Source organism: Micromonospora sp. NPDC049801 (assembly GCF_040656575.1).
Classification (GTDB): Bacteria; Actinomycetota; Actinomycetes; order Mycobacteriales; family Micromonosporaceae; genus Micromonospora.
Genome location: NZ_JBFAMS010000011.1, coordinates 66,137 through 85,508 on the forward strand (window position 1 = coordinate 66,137; position 19,372 = coordinate 85,508).

Annotated in this window: 16 protein-coding genes, 1 tRNA gene and 1 pseudogene; 10 read left to right on the plus strand and 8 right to left on the minus strand. The window is 72.3% G+C overall.

Features of this window, described 5'->3' with window-relative positions; all coding sequences use genetic code 11:
- Positions 1–293: 293 nt before the first annotated feature.
- Positions 294–370 (plus strand) — tRNA-Thr (locus tag AB0I89_RS20305).
- A 136-nt stretch (positions 371–506) separates the two neighbouring features.
- On the opposite strand, the gene AB0I89_RS20310 is transcribed toward AB0I89_RS20305, so the two are convergent.
- Positions 507–1,172: a hypothetical protein gene (locus AB0I89_RS20310; RefSeq protein ID WP_357128785.1), complete on the minus strand. Its 666-nt coding sequence runs from the start codon at positions 1,170–1,172 to the stop codon at positions 507–509.
- A 191-nt stretch (positions 1,173–1,363) separates the two neighbouring features.
- Between AB0I89_RS20310 and AB0I89_RS20315 the strand changes: the two genes are divergently transcribed.
- The 4 genes from AB0I89_RS20315 to AB0I89_RS20330 all read left to right on the plus strand — a co-directional run bounded on the left by AB0I89_RS20315 (position 1,364) and on the right by AB0I89_RS20330 (position 3,980).
- Positions 1,364–2,410, plus strand: a complete 1,047-nt coding sequence (locus tag AB0I89_RS20315) for a hypothetical protein (RefSeq protein ID WP_357128788.1) — start codon at positions 1,364–1,366, stop codon at positions 2,408–2,410.
- Positions 2,407–2,808, plus strand: a complete 402-nt coding sequence (locus tag AB0I89_RS20320; RefSeq protein WP_357128791.1) for an AraC family transcriptional regulator — start codon at positions 2,407–2,409, stop codon at positions 2,806–2,808. The genes AB0I89_RS20315 and AB0I89_RS20320 overlap by 4 nt, the downstream gene beginning before the upstream one ends.
- A 35-nt stretch (positions 2,809–2,843) precedes the next feature.
- Entirely contained in the window at positions 2,844–3,263 is a 420-nt protein-coding gene (locus AB0I89_RS20325) for a VOC family protein (protein WP_357128794.1), read from the plus strand.
- Between the two features lie 66 nt (positions 3,264–3,329).
- Complete coding sequence (locus AB0I89_RS20330; RefSeq protein WP_357128797.1) at positions 3,330–3,980, plus strand: histidine phosphatase family protein; 651 nt, start codon at positions 3,330–3,332, stop codon at positions 3,978–3,980.
- A gap of 7 nt (positions 3,981–3,987) precedes the next feature.
- On the opposite strand, the gene AB0I89_RS20335 is transcribed toward AB0I89_RS20330, so the two are convergent.
- Complete coding sequence (locus AB0I89_RS20335; protein WP_357128800.1) at positions 3,988–4,563, minus strand: hypothetical protein; 576 nt, start codon at positions 4,561–4,563, stop codon at positions 3,988–3,990.
- Between the two features lie 168 nt (positions 4,564–4,731).
- On the opposite strand from AB0I89_RS20335, the gene AB0I89_RS20340 reads away from it, so the two are divergent.
- From AB0I89_RS20340 to AB0I89_RS20350, 3 genes are all read left to right on the plus strand, one after another.
- Positions 4,732–7,119, plus strand: coding sequence for a M4 family metallopeptidase (locus tag AB0I89_RS20340; RefSeq protein ID WP_357128803.1), 2,388 nt, complete (start codon positions 4,732–4,734; stop codon positions 7,117–7,119).
- A gap of 88 nt (positions 7,120–7,207) precedes the next feature.
- On the plus strand, positions 7,208–7,999 hold the full coding sequence (locus AB0I89_RS20345; protein ID WP_357128806.1) for an enoyl-CoA hydratase/isomerase family protein: 792 nt from the start codon (positions 7,208–7,210) through the stop codon (positions 7,997–7,999).
- Positions 8,000–8,153: 154 nt separating this feature from the next.
- Entirely contained in the window at positions 8,154–9,908 is a 1,755-nt protein-coding gene (locus AB0I89_RS20350; RefSeq protein ID WP_357128809.1) for a protein kinase, read from the plus strand.
- 70 nt (positions 9,909–9,978) lie between these two features.
- Here the strand turns inward: AB0I89_RS20350 and AB0I89_RS20355 are convergent, their stop codons facing one another.
- From AB0I89_RS20355 to AB0I89_RS20370, 4 genes are all read right to left on the minus strand, one after another.
- On the minus strand, positions 9,979–10,422 hold the full coding sequence (locus AB0I89_RS20355; protein WP_357128812.1) for an HNH endonuclease: 444 nt from the start codon (positions 10,420–10,422) through the stop codon (positions 9,979–9,981).
- A gap of 215 nt (positions 10,423–10,637) precedes the next feature.
- Positions 10,638–11,858 (minus strand): hypothetical protein, encoded by a 1,221-nt coding sequence (locus AB0I89_RS20360; protein ID WP_357128815.1) that lies wholly within the window; start codon positions 11,856–11,858, stop codon positions 10,638–10,640.
- A 66-nt stretch (positions 11,859–11,924) separates the two neighbouring features.
- Positions 11,925–13,478 (minus strand): FAD-dependent oxidoreductase, encoded by a 1,554-nt coding sequence (locus AB0I89_RS20365; protein ID WP_357128818.1) that lies wholly within the window; start codon positions 13,476–13,478, stop codon positions 11,925–11,927.
- Between the two features lie 29 nt (positions 13,479–13,507).
- Complete coding sequence (locus tag AB0I89_RS20370; RefSeq protein WP_357128821.1) at positions 13,508–13,990, minus strand: MSMEG_6728 family protein; 483 nt, start codon at positions 13,988–13,990, stop codon at positions 13,508–13,510.
- 94 nt (positions 13,991–14,084) lie between these two features.
- Here AB0I89_RS20370 and AB0I89_RS20375 point away from each other — a divergent pair.
- Positions 14,085–15,824, plus strand: a pseudogene (locus tag AB0I89_RS20375) (NAD-binding protein); the annotation flags it as partial.
- A gap of 48 nt (positions 15,825–15,872) precedes the next feature.
- On the opposite strand, the gene AB0I89_RS20380 reads toward AB0I89_RS20375, so the two are convergent.
- Together AB0I89_RS20380 and AB0I89_RS20385 are read right to left on the minus strand one after the other, a co-directional pair.
- Positions 15,873–17,111, minus strand: coding sequence for an APC family permease (locus AB0I89_RS20380; RefSeq protein ID WP_357128824.1), 1,239 nt, complete (start codon positions 17,109–17,111; stop codon positions 15,873–15,875).
- Between the two features lie 11 nt (positions 17,112–17,122).
- Positions 17,123–17,869 carry a phosphatase PAP2 family protein gene (locus AB0I89_RS20385; protein ID WP_357128827.1) on the minus strand — a complete coding sequence of 249 codons (747 nt, stop codon included), beginning with the start codon at positions 17,867–17,869 and terminating at the stop codon, positions 17,123–17,125.
- A 90-nt stretch (positions 17,870–17,959) separates the two neighbouring features.
- On the opposite strand from AB0I89_RS20385, the gene AB0I89_RS20390 reads away from it, so the two are divergent.
- Positions 17,960–19,183, plus strand: a complete 1,224-nt coding sequence (locus AB0I89_RS20390) for a DUF4032 domain-containing protein (RefSeq protein WP_357128830.1) — start codon at positions 17,960–17,962, stop codon at positions 19,181–19,183.
- Positions 19,184–19,372: the final 189 nt, after the last annotated feature.

Consider the following 19,372-nt stretch of genomic DNA (forward strand, 5'->3'; position numbering starts at 1 on the left):
TGAAGGAGCAACCGGCACGAGCCCGTGCCGGTCAGCGGACGGCGGTCGGTCGCGGGGGCGGCCGGGTCGTCGTCCGTGTCACTGCACCGTAATTGGCTTTGCCCGTGCTGCCAAGGCGAGGGACCCTCGGAAGTGACCCAATGCCTACGCATTCCGGGCAGTCGGGCACGGCAAGGCATCAATCGACGTCGCGGTGCGGCGTCGGGCGTCGGGTTGTTGACGTTTCCCGTGCTCGGGAGCACTCGCGAGCGGGATATCCGGACGTCAGTCGCTATGCTGGCGTCGACACATGCGCCCCTGTAGCTCAGCTGGCCAGAGCACTCGCCTTGTAAGCGAGATGTCGCCGGTTCGATCCCGGCCGGGGGCTCCATATCCACAAAGCTTTTCCCGACGGGCACTGCCACGAGTCGACCGGTTGACAGCAACGGCACTCACGAGAGAGCTTCCCGTCGAGCGTGACCAGCGCCCGAGGCGTCGTGTCAGGGCTGGCGTGGGCGGCGGGACACTCATCCCTCATCAAGCGGCGGGTCAGCTGCCGGCACCGGGGCTAGATCGGGTAGCACCTGAAGCCATGCCTGGACGTCAGCGACGAGGTGGGCGTCGGTCATGTGGTCGACGAGGGGTGCGAGGTCGGTCAAGATCCGCTCGATGTTGAGGAGTCGGTGGTAGTCCTGGTAGTCGTCGGTGACGGTGAGCGCCTGCCATCTCGCCAGCCAGTCTTCACCCGGCTGGACGAAATCATCCTCGGTGAGCGGGATGGCGCGCAGGCTCGCTGCTCGGGCGGCAGCTTGTTTCCGTGTCATGCCAAAGCTCTCGACAGCCCGCCGGGCGACCGTGTCCGGCCGAGCGCTGGCTGGTAGCTCCTGGACTCGCTGACCCGCATCGAGGGCGATCGTGATGAGCGCGCTGAGGTGTGCGACCGCCAGCTCCATCGGGAAATCGTGCTCGGATGCCAGGTCGATCAGAAAGAACGCTAGCGGCACGTCGGCAAGGGGCCGGTGGCCGGGCAATCCGCGGTGCTGGCGGCGCACATCCGAGGTCGCCATGTCGATCAGTGCGAACCACCAGTGCACGGGACTTACCGAGTCAGGCTTGCGGTCGAGTAGCCACTGCCTGCGTAGGGGCGGCTCAATCAGGAGAAGCCCGCGGTAGGTGCCCTCAAGCTCTCTCACCCCACGCCTCCCCGGCATCAGGTATTGCTGCGCTGACGACGCTAGCTCGCGAGGAGTGGGAAGCGTCGGCCCCGGATCACCACGTGCGGTGGCGTCGAGCTCCCCGGCCGCGCCGATCGCACTGCCGGCGCGAACGATCGATGGTCGGCCGCTCCTATAGTTCGGGTATCACCCGACCGTCGAGGAGTCGCATGAGCCCGCTCGTCGCGATCGCCGGCAGCGCCCAGGTCAACCGCTCCTACTCGCCGGCCGTACGCGATCCGGAGGCTGCCCCCGCCGCGGCGGCCGAGTTGGGCGCGGAGCTCGCGAGGCAGGGTTGCGGCATCGTCGTGTACTCCAGCGATCCCGACTACCTGGAACGCGATGTCGTACGCGGTTACGTGGGCTCCGGCCGGGCGACGCCCGGGTCGATCCTGGTCCGTGGCCGGTATCAGCAGGACGTGGACTTCGAGGAGGCCCAGCGGTATCCGGAGTTGTTCGCCGTGGTGCCCGAGTCGACGGACGACTGGGAGGTCAGTTTCTACCGGTCGCTGCTGACGGCCGACGCGCTGCTGCTGGTGGGCGGCGGACGCTCCACGTTCATCGCCGGGCTCATCGGCCTGTCCCGTCGTATCCCGGTCGCTGCGGTCGCGGCGTTCGGCGGTGGCGCGGAGAAGGTGTGGCAGCGGCTGAACAACGAGCGCGGTGTCGCCAGCGAGGAGGAGGTGGCGTTGCTGGCCCGACCCTGGCAGTCGGCGGCGGCCGGCCCGATCGTCACCGCGCTCCGCGCCCAGGTGCGGCGCCGCGCGGAGGAGGAACGCGCTGGGGGCGCCGCCGGTCGGCGTACGGTGGCCGGCCTGGTGACCGCGCTGGTCCTGCTGCTGCTCGCCCTGGCGACGATCCCGTTGGCGTACGCCGCGCCGGCCGGTGGGTGGCAGAACGTGGCGGTCCTGGTGGCCGCGCCGATGATCGCGTCGGTGTGGGGCGCGATCGTGCGCAACGCGTACGACGGCAACGGCAACTGGCTGCGGGCGGCGGCGTTGGGGTCGGCGGCCGGTGTCATCGCCTTCCTGCTGTTCGTGGCGGCGCAGCTCTCCACCAACCCGGGCCTGCTCGACGGTGACGCGGCGCGGAGGTTGGTCTTCTTCGTGTTGGCCATCGGGTTCATCGGCGGGTTCACCTCCGAGGTCGTCTACGCCAAGCTGCGCGATCAGGACGTGACGCAGACACCGGTCCTGCCGCCCGGCGGCCCGCGGTGAGTCGGGCGGTGGAGGAGTCCAACCGGGCGATGCTGCGCGCCCGCGACGCGATGGACCGGTCGTACGCGGAACCGCTGGACATCCCGGCGCTGGCCCGGATCGCGTACGTCTCCGAGGCGCACTTCATCCGGACGTTCCGGGCGACCTTCGGCGAGACGCCGCACCGCTACCTGCAACGTCGCCGGGTGGAGCGGGCCATGACGCTGTTGGTGGAGACCGACCGGGACGTGACGGACATCTGCTACGCGGTCGGCTTCGGCAGTCTGGGCACGTTCAGTCGGACGTTCCGGCAGATCGTCGGTGAGTCGCCCTCGGAGTTCCGGCGTCGCCGCGTCGCCGCCGGCAACGTGCCGTCCTGCTTCACGAAGGCCTGGACGCGTCCCAGCAGTTTTGGATAAGCAGCAGGTCAGGGGCATCCTCTACGGTCGTTGGTATGACGATGAACGCGATCAGCCGCTCTCAGATCTACGTCCTCGACCAGGACGAGGCGCTTGACTTTTACGTCAACAAGCTCGGCATGGAGGTCAACACCGACCAGGATCTCGGCTTCATGCGCTGGCTGACGGTGAACCTGCCCGGCGACCCGGAGCGCGAGATCCTGCTGGAGAAGCCGGGCCCGCCGGCGCTGGACCCGGCGACCGCCGAGCAGGTACGGGAGCTGCTCAGCAAGGGTGCCCTGGGTGGGTACCTCTTCATGACCACCGACGACGCCCACAAGACCCACGACGATCTCGTGGCGAAGGGCGTCGAGATCATCGACGAGCCGACCGAGCGCCCGTACGGGATCGACTTCGGCATCCGCGACCCGTTCGGCAACAAGATCCGTATCGGCCAGATGTTCCCCCGGGCCTAGTCAGAAGATCAAGAAACCGGAGGGCGCGGGCCGGCACCGCGCCTTCCGGTGTGTTGGGGTGTACGCATGCGAACGCGGCTGCTGTACCTGACCCGACACGGCGAGCAGGACCTCACCGGGCACGCCGACACGGGCTCGACCGAACCGGACACCGGCCTGTCCGAGCGCGGCCGGCGGCAGGCGGCGCTGCTCGGCGAGCGCCTGCGGGGCCGGCCGTTCGCCGCCGTCCACCACGGGCCGCTGCGCCGGGCCGCGCAGACCGCCGAGGTGGTCGCCGCGGCACTGCCCGGGGTTCCGGTGTACGCCACCGAGTTGGCCGGTGACCACCTCCCGCACGACACGGACCCGACCGGCCTGCCGTCGGCGTACGCCGAGTTCCTGGCCGGATTCTCGGCGGCCGAGCGGGCCGACGGGCCGCGCGTGACGGCGGAGGCCGTGCGGCGCTTCACGGGGCCGGCGGAGGTCGACGAGGCGGCGGCCGTGGGGGAGCCGGTACGCGAGCTGGTGGTGACGCACACCTTCCTGATCGCCTGGCTGGTCCGGCACGCCCTCGAGGCACCTGAGCGGCGGTGGCTGGGCTTGAACCACCACAACGCCGGGTTGACCGTCATCCGGTACGGCCCGGCCGGGCCACCGAACCTGATCGCCGTCAACGACGTGGCGCACCTGCCGGCCGAGCTGCGCGGCACCGGTCTTCCCCCGGACTACCTCGTGTGACTCGCCGTCAGGCGGTGACCCGCAGCAGCAACTCGACAAGTGCCCGGGTGGCGGGCGGCGGCGCGGGATCTGCGGGGCAGTCGACGTACCCGGTCTCGACGGTTCCGACGGTGACGCGGTAGCTGAACGCGTCGGCGCAGCTCGACGTGGTGGCCGTGCGACGGGCCTCGGCGCTCAGCCGTGGGTCGGCGGCCAGTCCGTGCAGCTGGCCCAGGTCGGCGGTGCCGAGCTTGCCGGTACGACGGCCGCCGGCCCGGTCGACCACGGTCCACCGCCCGTCCGGCTCGACGGTGATGTTGTCGCCGCGCCCGGCGAAACCACCGGAGCGGAACAGCGCGACCCGAGCCCGGTCGTCCGCTCTCGGGCCGCTCGGGACCGGGCCGCTCGGGACGGCCCCGCTCGGGGCGGGGCCGCCTGGGACGAGGCCGCTCGGCGCGGGGATGTTCGTGAGGTCCGGGCCTGCGGTCGCGCCGGTCACCGGGGGCAGGTCGGTGGGGTCGGCGGCCCGGTCGGTGCCGGTGCAGCCGGCCAGCAGGGCGGCCAGGAGCGCGATCGTGACGCCGGTCGTGGAGGCGGGTCTCATGTCCGTCGGACGCGCCGATGCCCGCGTTGGTTCCCTTGTCAAGGCCCTCATCCGTTCGGCCAATCTCAATGTCTGGGAGCGGTCCAAGGCTTCTCTTTTCTTCTACACATAGCTATATCTACATGCGTGACTACCCCCGTCACACCCTTTCTCCTTCCAGGAGGGCACGTGAAACGACCCCTCGCGGCCGTCAGCGCAGCGCTGCTCACCAGCGGCCTGTTGACCTGCGTCGCCACCGCGGCGCACGCTGCCGCACCTCCCGCTCCCGCGCCGGACGCCTCCGCCGCGGCCCGAGCGGCGACCGTCCTGCAAACGAACCCCGGCGCGGTCCAGGGTTCCAGCGCCGAGTCCTACCAGGTGCAGAGCACCCGGGTGGACGCCTCCGGCGCGGCGCACACCCGCTACACCCGCACCTACCAGGGACTGCGGGTGTACGGCGGTGACTTCGTCATCCACACCGCGCCGAACGGCACCTACGCCGGCAGTTCGGTCGGACTCGCCGCACCGCTGACCCTCCTCACCACGGCCAAGGTCAGCGCCGACACGGCGAAGAAGACGGCCCGCGCCGGGTTCACCGGCAAGGCCGAGAACGTGGGCGCACCGGAACTGTTCGTCGACGCCAGCTCGGGCGTGGGCCGGCTGGCCTGGGAGACGGTGGTCAGTGGCTGGCAGCCGGACGGGCAGACGCCGTCGCGGCTGCACGTCGTCACCGACGCGACCTCCGGCGCGACCGTCGGATCGTACGACGAGATCGAATCGGTCACCGGCAGCGGCCAGGGCATCTACACCGGCACGGTCAGCATCGACACGACGCTCTCCGGCAGCACGTACCAGATGATCGACCCGGTGCGCGGCAACGGCCGTACCTGCGACATGAACAACGGCACGTCGTCCTGCACCACGTTCACCGACGCCGACAACGCGTGGGGCACCGGCGCCAACTCGAATCGGCAGTCGGCCGGAGTGGACGCGCACTTCGGCGCCGCCAAGACGTTCGACTACTTCAAGAACGTGCACGGCCGTAACGGCATTTTCGGCAACGGCAGTGGTGTGCCGAGCCGGGTCCACTACGGCAACAACTACGTCAACGCCTTCTGGGACGGCGCCCAGATGACCTACGGCGACGGCTCGGGCAACTCCCGCCCGCTGGTCGCGCTGGACGTGGCCGGGCACGAGATGAGCCACGGCGTCACCGAGGCGCTGGCCGGGCTGGTCTACTCCGGCGAGTCCGGTGGCCTGAACGAGTCCACCAGCGACATCTTCGGCAACATGGTGGAGTTCTACGCCGCCGCGCCGAGCGACCCGGGTGACTACCAGGTCGGTGAGAAGATCAACATCAACGGCAACAACACGCCGTTGCGCTACATGTACAACCCGTCGCTGGACGGCGCGTCCGACTCCTGCTGGTCCACCAGCACGAAGAACAAGGACGTGCACTACTCCTCCGGCGTCGGCAACCACTTCTACTTCAACCTCGCCGAGGGCACCGGCTCCACCTCGTACGGCACCTCGCCGGTCTGCGGCTCCGCCCCGGCGGTGACCGGCATCGGCCGTACCAAGGCGGAGAAGATCTGGTACCGGGCGCTGGACGTCTACTTCACCTCCAACACGTCGTACGTCAACACCAGCAACCCGGCGAACACCGCCCGCGCGTACAGCCTGCGGGCGGCCACCGACCTGTACGGCAGCTGCTCGACCGAGTACAAGGCCGTGCAGGCCGCCTGGACGGCGGTCAACGTCGCCGGCAACGACGCCACCTGCTCCACCGGCAACGACTTCTCCGTGTCGCTGTCGCCGACCGCCGGCTCGGTGAACCCGGGCAGCGCGGTCTCCACCACCGTCTCGACCGCCACCACGAGCGGCTCGGCGCAGACCGTGACGTTCTCCGCGTCCGGCCTGCCCAGTGGCGCGAGCGCCGCGTTCAGCCCCGCCTCGGTGACCTCGGGCGGCTCGTCCACCCTCACCATCAGCACCTCGTCCAGCACCTCGCCGGGCACCTACTCGGTCACCGTGAACGGGGCGGGGTCGGTCACCCGCAGCGCCACCTACACGTTGACCGTGAACGGCTCCGGCGGCGGCTGCACCTCGCCCGGCCAGAAGCTGGCCAACCCGGGCTTCGAGTCCGGCTCGACCGGCTGGACGGCCAGCTCCGGGGTGATCACCAGCTCCAGCGGCCAGGCGGCCCACGGTGGGTCGTACAAGGCCTGGCTGGACGGGTACGGCAGCACCCACACCGACACGCTCGCCCAGTCGGTGGCCCTCCCGGCGGGTTGCTCGTCGTACACGCTGAGCTTCTGGCTGCACATCGACTCGGCCGAGACCACCACCAGCACCGCGTACGACAAGCTCAACGTGCAGGTGCTCAACTCGGGCGGGACGGTGCTGGCCACGCTGGCGACCTACTCCAACCTGAACAAGGCCTCCGGCTACAGCCAGAAGTCCTTCTCCCTGGCCGGGTACGCCGGCCAGACCGTCACCCTGAAGTTCACCGGCACCGAGGACTCCTCGCTCCAGACGTCCTTCGTGGTCGACGACACGGCGGTCAACGTCTCCTGACCTGACCGACACCCGGACCCGGCGGCCACCGCAACGGTGGTCGCCGGGTTCGCGTCCGGGCCGTTCTGGCAATCTTGGGTCGGCTCGGATGGCGTGGGAAGAGGGGGTTTGCGTGTCGGACGCGGAGTTGACTGTCGCGGTGGCCGGACCGGTGGCAACCGTCGTGATCCACAACCCGGCTCGCCGGAACGCGATGACGGCGGCCATGTGGCGGCAGCTCCCCGAACTGCTCGACCGGCTGGAACCCGACCCCGAGGTGCGGGCCCTGGTGCTCACCGGCGCGGGCGACGCCTTCTGCGCGGGCGCGGACCTCGGTGACCTGGCCGAGCTGCTGGACGCCGGTGACACCAGTATCGCGGTCGCCGCCGAGGAGCGGCTGGCAAGCTTCGCCAAGCCGACGATCGCGGCGATCCGGGGCGCCTGCGTCGGGGGTGGCGCGCAGCTCGCGGTCGCCTGTGACCTGCGGATCGCCTCGGACGACGCCCGATTCGGCGTACCTCCGGCCCGCCTCGGGCTGGTCTACCCGGCCCCGACGACACGCCGGCTGGCGCGGCTGGTCGGCCCGTCGGCGGCGAAGCACCTGCTCTTCACCGCCGAGTTGATCGACGCCGAGCGGGCCCTGCGGATCGGCCTGGTCGACGAGGTGCTGCCGGGCGACCGCCTCGCCGAGCGGCTGGACGACCTCACCACGACGATCGCCCAACGGTCACCGCTGAGCGTCACCGCCGCCAAGGAGATCGTCGACGACCGCGCCGGGCCGGCCCGGATCGCCTGGTGGCACCGGAAGGTCGCGGACAGCGGCGAGGCCCGCGAGGGCGTGGCGGCCATGGCCGAGCGCCGGGCTCCCCGCTTCGCCTGGCGAGCGCCGACCGAGCGCTGAAGCTCGCGGCCTGATCCACTCGGTTTCCAGGAAGGCGGGGTGTCCCGTGCGCTGGGACACGCCGATGTCATGCAACCCGAGTCGATCTCCCACCCATTGCGAAACCTCGATCCCGGGTGGTGCCGAACGTGAGTCGTACGGCAGTCTGTCGGTCGTGCAGCGTGATCAGTTGCTTGCGGGCCGCTACCGGCTCCTGGAGCGTCTCGGCAGCGGCGGCATGTCGGCGGTCTACCGGGCGTACGACGAGGTGCTCGAACGGGACGTGGCGGTGAAGGTGCTCGTCGCCTCGGACCCCAGCGCCCGTCAGCGGATTCGGGCCGAGGCCAAGGCGGCGGCCCGGTTGTCGCACCCGCACGTCACCAACGTCTACGACTTCGGCGAGTCGCGTCTCGACGGAGTTCAGGTGCCGTTCGTGGTGCTGGAACTGCTCAACGGCGACACCCTCGAAAGCCGGCTGGTCGCCGGGCCGTTGCCACCCCGCGCCGCGCTGCGGGTCTGCGCCGAGGTGGCGTCGGCCATCTCGGCGGCGCACGGCCAGGGGTTGGTGCACCGGGACGTGAAGCCGGGCAACGTGATGCTCACCCCCACCGGCGCGAAGGTGCTCGACTTCGGTATCGCGGCGGCCGCCGGTGATTCCGAGATCGACTTCGACGGCCGGCTGCTCGGTACGCCCGCGTACCTCGCGCCGGAGCGGCTGGCGGCCGGCGAGGTCCTGCCGGCCTCCGACGTGTACGCGCTCGGCCTGCTCCTGCACCGGACGCTCACCGGCCGGCTGCCGTGGGCGGCCGAGACGCAGACCGGGATGCTCCGCGCCCACGTGCATGTCGATCCGGACCCGCTACCCGAGATCGACCGGGTGCCCGCCGAGATCCACCGGCTCTACCACTGGTGTCTCGCCCGCAACCCCGACGACCGGCCACCAGCAGCCGAGGTGGCCCGCATCCTGCTCACCGTCGTCTCCGGGCTGGCCGGCGGAAACGCCGCCTCCGGGCTGGCCGCCGCCTCCGGGTCGAGCGCCGCTTCCGGGCTGGCCGCCGCTTCCGGATCGGCCGCTGATTCCGGGTCGAGCGCCGCGAACAGGTCGGTCGCCGCGGACCGGTCGAGCGCCGCGAACCGGTCGAGTGCCGCGGACCGGTCGAGTGCCGCGAACCGGTCGAGCGCTGCGGACCGGTCGGCCGCCGCGGACCGGGCGGTCGCCGCTGGCTCGCCCGCTGCCCACCCGGCCAAGGATGGTGACGCCGGGCCGAACGAGGCGCGCAAGGCCGCAGCGGGTGGGGACGCGGAGGTGGCCGATGGCGTGAACCGGGCTGCTTCCGAGGCGCCCCGGCGACAGGCCTGGCGTCGCCGACGGGTGGCGCTGGTGGTCGGCGGCGCGGTGATCGCAGCGGTGGCGGTGGCCGGGTCGCTCGGCGACTACGGCGCGCGGCGGCACGACGGAACCACCCCACGAACCGGGATCGGCACGGGTGGCACCACCACGGTCGGCCTGCCGGAGACCGTCGCGCAGCCCGAACCGTCCACTGTGCGTGCGCCCGCCGAACCGTCGGCCGGTCCCACGTCGGCCGCTCCCCGCCCGGGCCCCGCAGTGGGGCCGGGCCGGCCGTCGGCCCCGGGTCAGCCGCCGCCGACGGTCGCGCCGACGGTCGCGCCCACGGGCGCGTCTCCGCCCGCCGAATCCCCGGGGCTCCCGGTGCGCGCCCAGGGCGGGACGGTCACCGTCCGCTGTGTCGGGGGATTGGCCGAACTGCTCACGGTCACCCCCGCGTCGGGTTACCAGGTGCCGCCGTACGACGCGGGGCCGGCGAAGCAGGTCACGGTCGAGCTGACCGCACCCGAGCACAGCAGCGAGATCCGGGTGCACTGCGCCGCCGGGCGGCCGAAGGCAAAGGTCACCGAGCGCGCCGCGTGACCGGGGCCGACGGGTGCCGCGCCGGAGGCGTACCCCCGGGCGCGGCCCCCCGTTCCCGCCGGCCGGTCGGTCACCGCCGGGCCAGCGATGCCCAGCCGGGGTTCACCGGCTCGCGGCGTAGCGGCATGCCCGCCTCCGCCGGGGTCCGGTCACCCTTGCGCTGGTTGCAGCCGTAGCAGGCGGCGGTGGTGTTTCGCCACGTGTTCCGGCCACCCCGGGAACGCGGCAGGATGTGGTCGATGGTCGACGCCGGGCCATCGCAGTACGCGCAGCAGTGGTCGTCGCGGCGTAGCACCCCGGCCCGGGACCAGGCCGGCCCGGAGTTGAACCGCCACCGGGTGACCACGTAACGGACCAGCCGCACCACCCGGGGCAGCGGGAAGACGCCGATCAGCCGATCGGGCTCCGCCTCGTGGATCTCGGCCACCCGTCGGCAGAGCATCCGGACGGCGTGCTGGACGGTGACCCGGTGCAACGGGCCGAGGTCGGCGTTGACGACGAGGACGGCATCCACCGGGACTCCTTTCTACAGTGGCGGCGGACAGCGACGAGCCGCCCGGTCCGGCGTTCGGACGGGCGGCTCGGCACGTACGGGTACGCGTCAGTCGGGCCGGCCCGCCCGGGGGTGTTCCGCCGGCCAACCGCCGCAGGACAGCAGTGACGACAGCACGGTGGTGGCGTGCGACCTCGTCATGACCTGCTCCCGCTGTGGTGGCTGACCTTGCGCGATCACGGTAGGTCCGCACGGGAGAGGGGGGCAACGTATTTCGATCGGCTACCCGGCTCCTCGGGAGCGCGCTGGCGCCGGGTGCGGGGAGCGCTCCCCGCCGTGCGGCGGGCGTTCGTCAGCGGTTTGTCCAGCCGCAGTGCCATCCGCGCGGTGAGTTCGCTGTCCAGCAGCGGCCGGTTGACCTCGCCGGCGACCGCCAGCGCGGGTCCCGAGACGGAGCGCCAGATGGCGGCCAGCCCGGCGCCCAGACCGAGCAGGGCCACGGCGGCGCGGGTGGTCGGCGAGCCGGCCGCCGCTGCCGCGCTCACGCCGACCAGCGCGAAGAGCACCACCAGCAGCGGCACCAGCACCGGCCAGAAGATGCCCTGGGCGGCCTGGGCGACCAGCCGGCGGTCCCGGATGATCAGGTTCCGGGCGACCACCGCGTAGTCCTCCTCGTCGAGCAGGTCACGCGGGTGCAGGCCGCCGGTGAGCACGCCGCGCCACAGGTCGCCCTGGTTGCGCAGTTCGCGGCTCAGCTCGGCGGGCTCCGGTTCGGTCGGGTCACCCCGGCCGGCCCGTTCCACGGCCACCGCCCAGGCGGCCAGCGAGCGGCGCACCACCGCGGCCGAGTACGGCGGCAGCACGCTGGCCAACTCGTCCAACCACCGGCTGATCTGGACTTGTCGGCCGTCGAAGCGGCGCAGGAGTTGGGCGGCGTCGCCGGGCCGGACCGTGTCGGCCAGGGACCGGCCCAGCCGGTAGGCCAGTCCGACCCGGAGGTTGGTGGCCATCGCCCAGCGCAGCACGTCCACGTTGAGGTCGTCGAGGGCGAGCAGCAGCGGCTCGGTGTCGACCAGGTCCGGCCGCTCCAGATCGGGTAGGCGGTCCAGGTCGGGCAGCCGCGTGCGGGCGGCGGACGTGTCGGGCAGCGACCCGGTGTGCCGGGTGAGCGCCGAGATCTGGGCCAGCGCGACGTCGACGCCGTCGAGGTACATCCGCATCCGGCGGGGGAGTGACATCTCGGTCAGGTTGGAGAGCTTGGCCGGTGGGTGGACCGGCGTGGTCGGCCCCGGTTCGGCGTGTTGCCCGTGGTGGTAGGCGTCCGCCATCCACCAGCCCAGCCGCAGGGCGGTGACGACACAGGCGCGCTCGTCACGGATGAGTGGGTACGCATCGTCGCGGACGGCCTCCTCGGCCGGCCGGCCGTCCGCTGCGCCGGCGCGGTGCAGTGGTGACATCGCCGCTGCCCTCCCGCCCGGTCGATCGACGGATGATCAATCGAGCGTACGGCAGCGTACCGTCGCTTATGTCGCTTTTGATCGTTTTGGGGCTGCTCGCCCGGCCAGCAGGCCGCGCGGGCGGACCGAGCGCACCGGCTCGGTCGCGGCACCCTGTGCCCGCAGGATGTGGTTCGCCGCGATGATCCCGGTGGCCGCCGAGCGTTCCATCAGCGCGCTCGGAAAGTTCGTCGCGATCCCGTCGCCGGCCAGGTAGACACCCGCGGCCTCGGTGCGGACCCCCGGACGCCAGGCGTGGCTGCCCGGCGTGAACGCGGGGGCCTGCGCCTCCACCCGGGCGCGCAGTTCCCGGACCCGCAGGTCAGCGGCCTCCGGCCAGAGCGTCACCAGCTCGCGGCGCATCCGTTCGGCCAACTCGTCGGCCGGCACGCCGGGCGCACAGGCGTACGCGTGCAGCTCCACGACCGAACCGCCGGTGCGGTGCGCCCAGCGCCGCGACTCGTTCTCCAACCGGTGGTACAGCGTCACCGAGTCCAGAGTGGGCTGCCGGGACACCCCGCTGAACACCGCCCGGTCGGCGGCGACGTCGCCGTCGCACCAGTATCGCGCCACCGCGTACGGCGGGCCGGGCCGGCCGAAGCGGGGCATCCGTGCCGCCAACTCCGGTGCCCGCGCGACCAGGTCGGGGGAGGCCGCCACCAGCGCGGCGAGCGCGGGCGGATCGACGGCCAGCACCACGTGCTCCGCCCGGTGGTCGCCGCCGTCGGTGGTCGTCACCCGCCAGCCGGCACCGTCACGGTGCACCCCCGTCGCGCCGGAGCGGGTGAGCACCCGACCGCCGTGCTTCTCCACGTGCCGGGTCAGCGGCTGCCAGATCGCCGTCGCATAGTCCTCGTCCGGGCAGTCGAAGGCCAGCCCCTCCGGATTGCCCAGCAGGTAGAAGTGGAACTGGGCGACCATCTCGGCCGCCGACATCTCCGCCTCGTGGTTGAAGAACGAGTGGGAGAAGACCTCGAACAGCATCGCCCGCGCCCGGTCCGGCAGCCGCAGCGACGCCAGCAACTCGTCGGCCGTGGTGTCGTCCAGTTCGGCGTAGGTGCGGACCGGATCGTAGGTGAGCAGCGGCAACGCCGCGTCCCGGTCCATCGACCGCAGGTCCGCCAGGCGCAGGCTGGGACTGCGCAGCAGCAGCGCGAGCAGGTTCGCCGGAGGCGCGGGGGGCAGCCGGCCGAACTCCTCGGTCGGCCACTGCGCGCTCAGGATCGGATAGCCCGGGATCGGTTTGAGAAAGCCCAGGCCGGGCTCGACGCGCCGGAGGATGGACCGCCAGTTGTAGTACTGCCGGAAGAACGCGTGGAAGCCGTGCTCGTTCTGCTGCTCCCCGTCGGGCAGCGCCTCCGGCCAGGCGCCCAGCCGTCCACCGATGGTCGGCGCGGCCTCCAGCACGGTCACGTCCACGCCGCGTTCGGCGAGCACCACGGCCGCCGACATGCCGGCGATGCCCGCCCCGACCACGACCGCCGCGACCGGTCGCGGCACGCGGGCGGCGCCACCGCCGCCGGGGTCCACCTCATGCTGGCGTACGCCGATGAGCCGACCCACCACACGCGACAGCGCCATGGGCACCTCCCTCGTCTGCCGCCAGTCTCCTATGCCAGGCAGCGCCGCGCCCGGTCGGACGCGGGCCAGACGTACTCCAGGTCGTCGGGCGTGTCGGTGCCGAAGATCGGGGCGTAGTGCGTCGGGTCCTTGCGCAGCAGCGAGGAGCGGTGGCTCAGGTGCAGGTCGTCACGGCCGAGCCAGGGTGGCAGGTCACCGGCGCGGGCCAGCTCGTCCTGGGTGCGTACGACACCCGCCCCGCAGGCGGCGGCGAGGTCGACGGTCAGCGTGGAGGCGCAGGTGTCCGCCCGGCCCGGCTGGGTCCACACGGCGCACATGTCCAGCCCGTACCGGGTCAGCGCCTCCTCGTACCCGGCCCACATCTTCACGGCCGGGTGGTTGCGCCACCCGTACCCCGGCCAGGTGAGCCCGCGCAACACCTGGATGGCCTCCACCCGCTGCTTGCCCAGCCGCTTCTGGTCCAGCGCGCGGGCGCTGGCCAGAAAGTCCGGGTACGGGAGGAAGGTCTGCATGGCAGGTGCTCTACCCACGGCCCGGGTCGGCATGCCTGCCCGGGACGATCCGGGTGGGGTCGCCCAGGGTGATCGTGCTGGTTACGATCCGGGCATGGCGGAGCCGTGGCGGGACCGGGCGCGACGGGCGGTCGAGTGGAACTGGCGGCTCCGCTCCGCCGGTGACCCGCGTCCGCACTACGTGATCTGTGGCCGGGACGCCCTGGCCTACTACGTGGCCCGCGCGCTGCTCGAATCCGACCTGCCCGTGGGCGGCGCACGGGTCACCGTCGTGGTGCCGGAGCGCTACCGCAGCACCGGTCCCGACGTGGCGAGCCTGCGCGGCGTCCGCGTGATCCGCTCGGAACGCCTGGACGTGGCGACCTTCGAGGCCGCCGGCCTGGCCGGTGCGACCGGGTTGGCCCTGCTGCACCAGGACGACGTGGGCAACCTGCACGCCGCGCTCTGTGCCCAGGCCGTCGACCAGCGCGTCCGGCAGGTGCTGCGGATGTTCAACGGCACCCTGGCCGACGGCGTCCGCAAGCTGATCAGGGCGCCCGTCGAGGTGCTCTCCGACGCCGAGATGGCCGCCCCGGCGTTCGTGGCCGCCGCGCTCGGCGAGGTCGATCCCAGCTCCTTCCAACACCGGGACAAGACGTTGCGGGTGGCGCGGCGTGCCGACGTCCGGACGCAGGACGTGGTGTGCGCGCTGGCCCGCCCCGACGGGCGGCAGGGGATGGAGTTGCTGCCGGCCGAGCAGGCCGGCGCGGACCTGGTGCTCGCCGAGGCGACCGGTCTGCCGCCGGGCACCGAGGTCGCCGCGCGCCGGTTGGTCCGGGCCCGGCGGCGACGCCGGCCGGTCACGATGCTGGTGCGGGCCGTACGCGGCTTCGCCACCCGCAAGATCGGCATCGCGGTGATGCTGGTGCTCGCCGTGATCGCGGTGCTGGGCGCGCTGATCTCCCGCACCGAGGGCGTTTCTCCGCTGGAGGCGCTGTACCTGACGCTGGTCACCACCCTCAGTGGCGCCGATCCGGACACCGGCAAGGCCGCCGACGCGCAGATCATGCAGGTGGTGCTCAACCTGGCCGGGCTCGCGCTGATCCCGTTGATCACCGCCGTCGTCGTGGACGGCATCGTCAACGCCCGTCTCGCCCTGCACACCGGTCTGCTGCAACCGGCCCGCGCCGGGCACGTCGTGGTGATCGGCCTCGGTAACGTCGGCACGCGGGTGATGGCCCAACTGCGCGAGTACGACGTCGAGGTCGTGGCGATCGACAAGGACCCGGCGCCACGTGGCGCGGCCCTGGCCCGCCAGTTGGAGGTGCCACTGGTCGTCGGCGACGCCGCGCTGCCCGAGACCCTGGCCGCCGCATCGGTGGCGGACTGTCAGGCGCTGGTGGTGGCGTCCACCGACGACGTCGCCAACCTGGAGGCGGCGCTGGCCGCCCGCGACCTCCGCGACGACCTGCGGGTGGTGCTGCGGCTCTTCGACGGTGACTTCGCCGAGCGGGTAGAGGAGACCTTCGCGCTCGGGGTGTCCCGATCGGTCTCCTACCTGGCCGCCCCGGCCTTCATCGGCGCGCTCACCGAACGCGCGGTCATCACCACCATTCCGGTCGACCGGCACGCGCTCCCGGTCGCCGAGGTGCCGGTCGCCGCCGGCTCCGAGCTGGACGGCCGGCCGCTGGACACCGTCAACCGGGACGGGCAGGTCCGGCTGATCGCCCGGACCCCGGCCGGCGCGGCGAAGACCATCTGGTGGAAGGACCTCGACCCCCGCCAGGTGATCTTCGCGGGCGACCGGCTCACCGTGGTCGCCCGCCGACGTGGCCTGGACTGGCTGACCCGGCAGTGCGCCCCGCCCGCGACGACCAGCCCGGTGCCGCGCGCGACGGACCTCTCAGCGATCCCGCTGCCGCAGGCCGTGCCACACCGCCCCGGCGGCGAGTACGCCGACGCCGGCGAGGACGCTGCCCAGCGGCAGGTTGAGCGCGAGCAGCAGGCAGCCGACCAGCCCGAGCCCGGCGAGCACCTGCACCGGTAGCCGTCGCCCCCGGTCCCGGCCCAACGTGAGCGCCGCCGCGTTGGTGATCGCGTAGTAGACCAGCACCGTGCAGCTGGAGAAGCCGATCGCCTGCCGTACGTCGCCGAGCAGCACCACCACGATCACCACGGCGGCCACCGCCACCTCGGCGCGGTGCGGTACCCGGCGCACGGGGTGCACGGCGGCCAGCGCGCCGGGCAGGTCGTGGCGGCGGGCCATCGCGAGCGTGGTCCGGCCCACCCCGGCGACCAGGGAGAGCAGCACCCCGACGACGGCGATGGTCGCCCCGGCCCGGACCACCCAGGCCAGGCCGGGCAACCCGGCGGCGGTCACCACGTCGACCAGGGGCGCGGCGGACCCGGCCAGCCGGTCGGCGCCCAGCACGCCGAGCGTGATCACGGCCAGGACCAGGTAGACCGCCAGCACCGCCCCCAGCGCCAGTGGCACCGCCCGGGGGATGGTCCGCTCCGGGTCGCGCACCTCCTCGCCGAGCGTGGCGATCCGCGCATACCCGGCGAAGGCGAAGAACAGCAGCCCGGCGGCGGTGAGCACACCGCGCGCGGAGCCGCCGGTATCGGTCAGCCGGTCCAGGTGCACCGGCCCGCCCACCAGGCCGACGGCCGCGACGAGGGTCAGCACGGCGAGCACCACCGCCACGAGCGCCTTCGTGGCGGTGGCCGTCTTACCGATGCCGCGCAGGTTCACGGCGGTCACCGCGACGACCGCGCCGACGGCGACCAGCCGGGTCTGCCCCGGCCAGAGGTACGCCCCGATGGTCAGCGCCATCGCCGCGCAGCTCGCCGTCTTGCCGACCACGAACCCCCAACCCGCCACGAATCCCGCCAGCGGGCCGAGGCGTTCCCGGCCGTAGACGTAGGTGCCGCCGGACTCCGGGTAACGGGCCGCCAGCCGCGCGGAGCTGGTCGCGTTGCAGAAGGCGACGAAACCGGCGAGCAGCAGCGCGGGGAGCAGGCCGGCGCCGCCGGCCGCCGCCGCGGCCGGGGCGAAGACCACGAAGACGCCCGCGCCGAGCATCGAGCCCAACCCGATGACAACCGCATCGGGTACGCCCAGCCGCCGCGCCAGTCGATCCACGAGCCGAAACCCTAGGGGTACGACGTGAACGGGCGGTCCCACTCACGTAACCGGCCGGGGAGCGGCAGATCGTCCCACGGCACCCGGTGCAGCAGCCGGTCCAGGAAGACGCCGAGCAGCAGTGCCGCGACGCCGTCGGTGAGCCAGTGGAAGTTCAGGTATGTCGTGGTGACCAGCAGGATCGCCGGGGGTGCGAAACGGATCAGGCGGTACCCGCTCGGGTGCAGTCGCCCGGCCGTCAGCGCGGTCAGCAGCACGGCGATCACCCCGTACCAGACGATCGCGTTGGCGACGTGCCCCGACGGATAGGAGAGGTCGTACTCGGTGGGCGGCAGGTCGTTGAAGATCCGGACGGACTCACCCGGCGGCAGATCCGAGCTGGGCGCTGCCCGATCGGTCAGGATCTTGAGCGGGCCGACCGTCAGGTACAGCAGCACGAACGCCGCCGCCAGCAGCAGCAGTGGCCGAACCGTGCGGGAACGCCACGCGACCGCCAGCCCGAGCGCCCCGGCGATCGGCATCAGCAGCCAGCCGCCCTGCCCGAGGAAGTTCAACACCCGCGCCGTCCAGTAGATCGGCGCCGGATGGTGGGCGTAGGCCCATTCGCGGACCGCGAGGTCCAGCCCGAGCAGCGCCCCGTTGGCCAGCGCCAGGGTCACCGCCCCGAAACCGGCCAGCAGCAGGGCGTCGAACCACCAGCCGGCCGGGCGGACGGGCCGAAGCCGCAGGTCACGTCGTACACCCGTGGGTTTGAGCACGCGACCACGCTACCGGCCCGGCGCGAGACCGGGAGGTGCGGCGCTGTGGGCCCAACCACGATGTGCGGCGGAGGCGGGGGGTTACCCGTCATGCTTGTCCCCGTGCGGATCACGTCTGCCCTCGTCGACCCGGCGCTGCTCGACCTGCCCTGGTCGACACCGCTGGAAGAGTGGCCTGCCCAGCACCTGGTGGCCCTGCCGCAGGGCATCTCCCGGCACATCGTCCGGTTCGTCCGGTTGGGCGACTACGTGTACGCCTTCAAGGAGACCCGCGAGCGGATCGCCGAGCGGGAGTACGACCTGCTGCGGGCGTTGGAGCGGATCGACTTTCCCTCGGTCGAGGCGGTGGCGGTCGTCGCCGACCGGCAGGCCGACGACGGGGAGCCCCTCGAATCGGTGCTGATCACCCGGCACCTCCAGTTCTCCCTGCCGTACCGGGCGCTCTTCTCGCACACCCTTCGGCCGGAGACGATGAGCCGGCTGCTCGACGCGCTCGCGGCGCTGATCGTGCGGATGCACCTGACCGGCTTCTTCTGGGGAGACTGCTCGCTGTCGAACACGCTGTTCCGCCGGGACGCGGGGGCCTTCGCCGCCTACCTGGTCGACGCGGAGACGGGTGCGCTGCACAATTCGCTCTCCAACGGGCAGCGCGGCGAGGACCTGGAGATCGCCCGGGTGAACATCTTCGGCGAGGCGTTGGACCTGCAGGCCGCCGGCCTGCTGCACGAGTCCATCGACCCGGAGCTGGTCTGTGAGGAGGTCGTGCAGCGGTACGAGCGGCTGTGGCACGAGATCACCTACGAGCAGGCGATCGAGCGACAGGCGCGGCACGACATCGAGGGCCGGATCCGTCGCCTCAACGACCTGGGGTTCGACGTGGCCGAGGTGGCCATGTCGAGCGCTGCGGACGGGCGTTACCTGGTCCGGCCGAAGGTCGTCGACGCCGGCTACCACACGCGGCGGCTGCTGCGGCTCACCGGTCTGGACGCCGAGGAGAACCAGGCCCGCAAGCTGCTCAACGACCTGGACGCCTACCGCGCGGAGAGCGATCTGACCGACGAGCAGCAGGCGGCGCACCGCTGGCTCACCGAGGTCTTCGAGCCGGTGGTCCGGGCCGTGCCCGCGCACCTGCGGCGCAAGCTTGAGCCGCAGGAGCTGTTCGCGCAGATCATCGAGCACAAGTGGCTGCTCTCCGAGCAGGCCGGCCGGGACGTGGGGATGCGACACGCGGTCCAGTCGTACCTGGCCGACGTGCTGGTGCATCGCCCCGACGAACAGGCCATCCTCGGCGTCGACGTCCCCAGCCTGAGCTGATCGCCAGCGCGCGCGTCCATCGGGGCTGACGTCACGGCCGATGGGCTGACGTCACGGTCGGGCTGCGCCGCGAGAGGTACCAGGCCCCTTCCTCATGCCCTGTCGAGCTGCCCCGGATGTGGGGCGCGATGTGTCGGGTCGAGTTGGCTGCTGCTGCCGGGTTCGATTTCGGTGCCCTCCCGTCCCGTA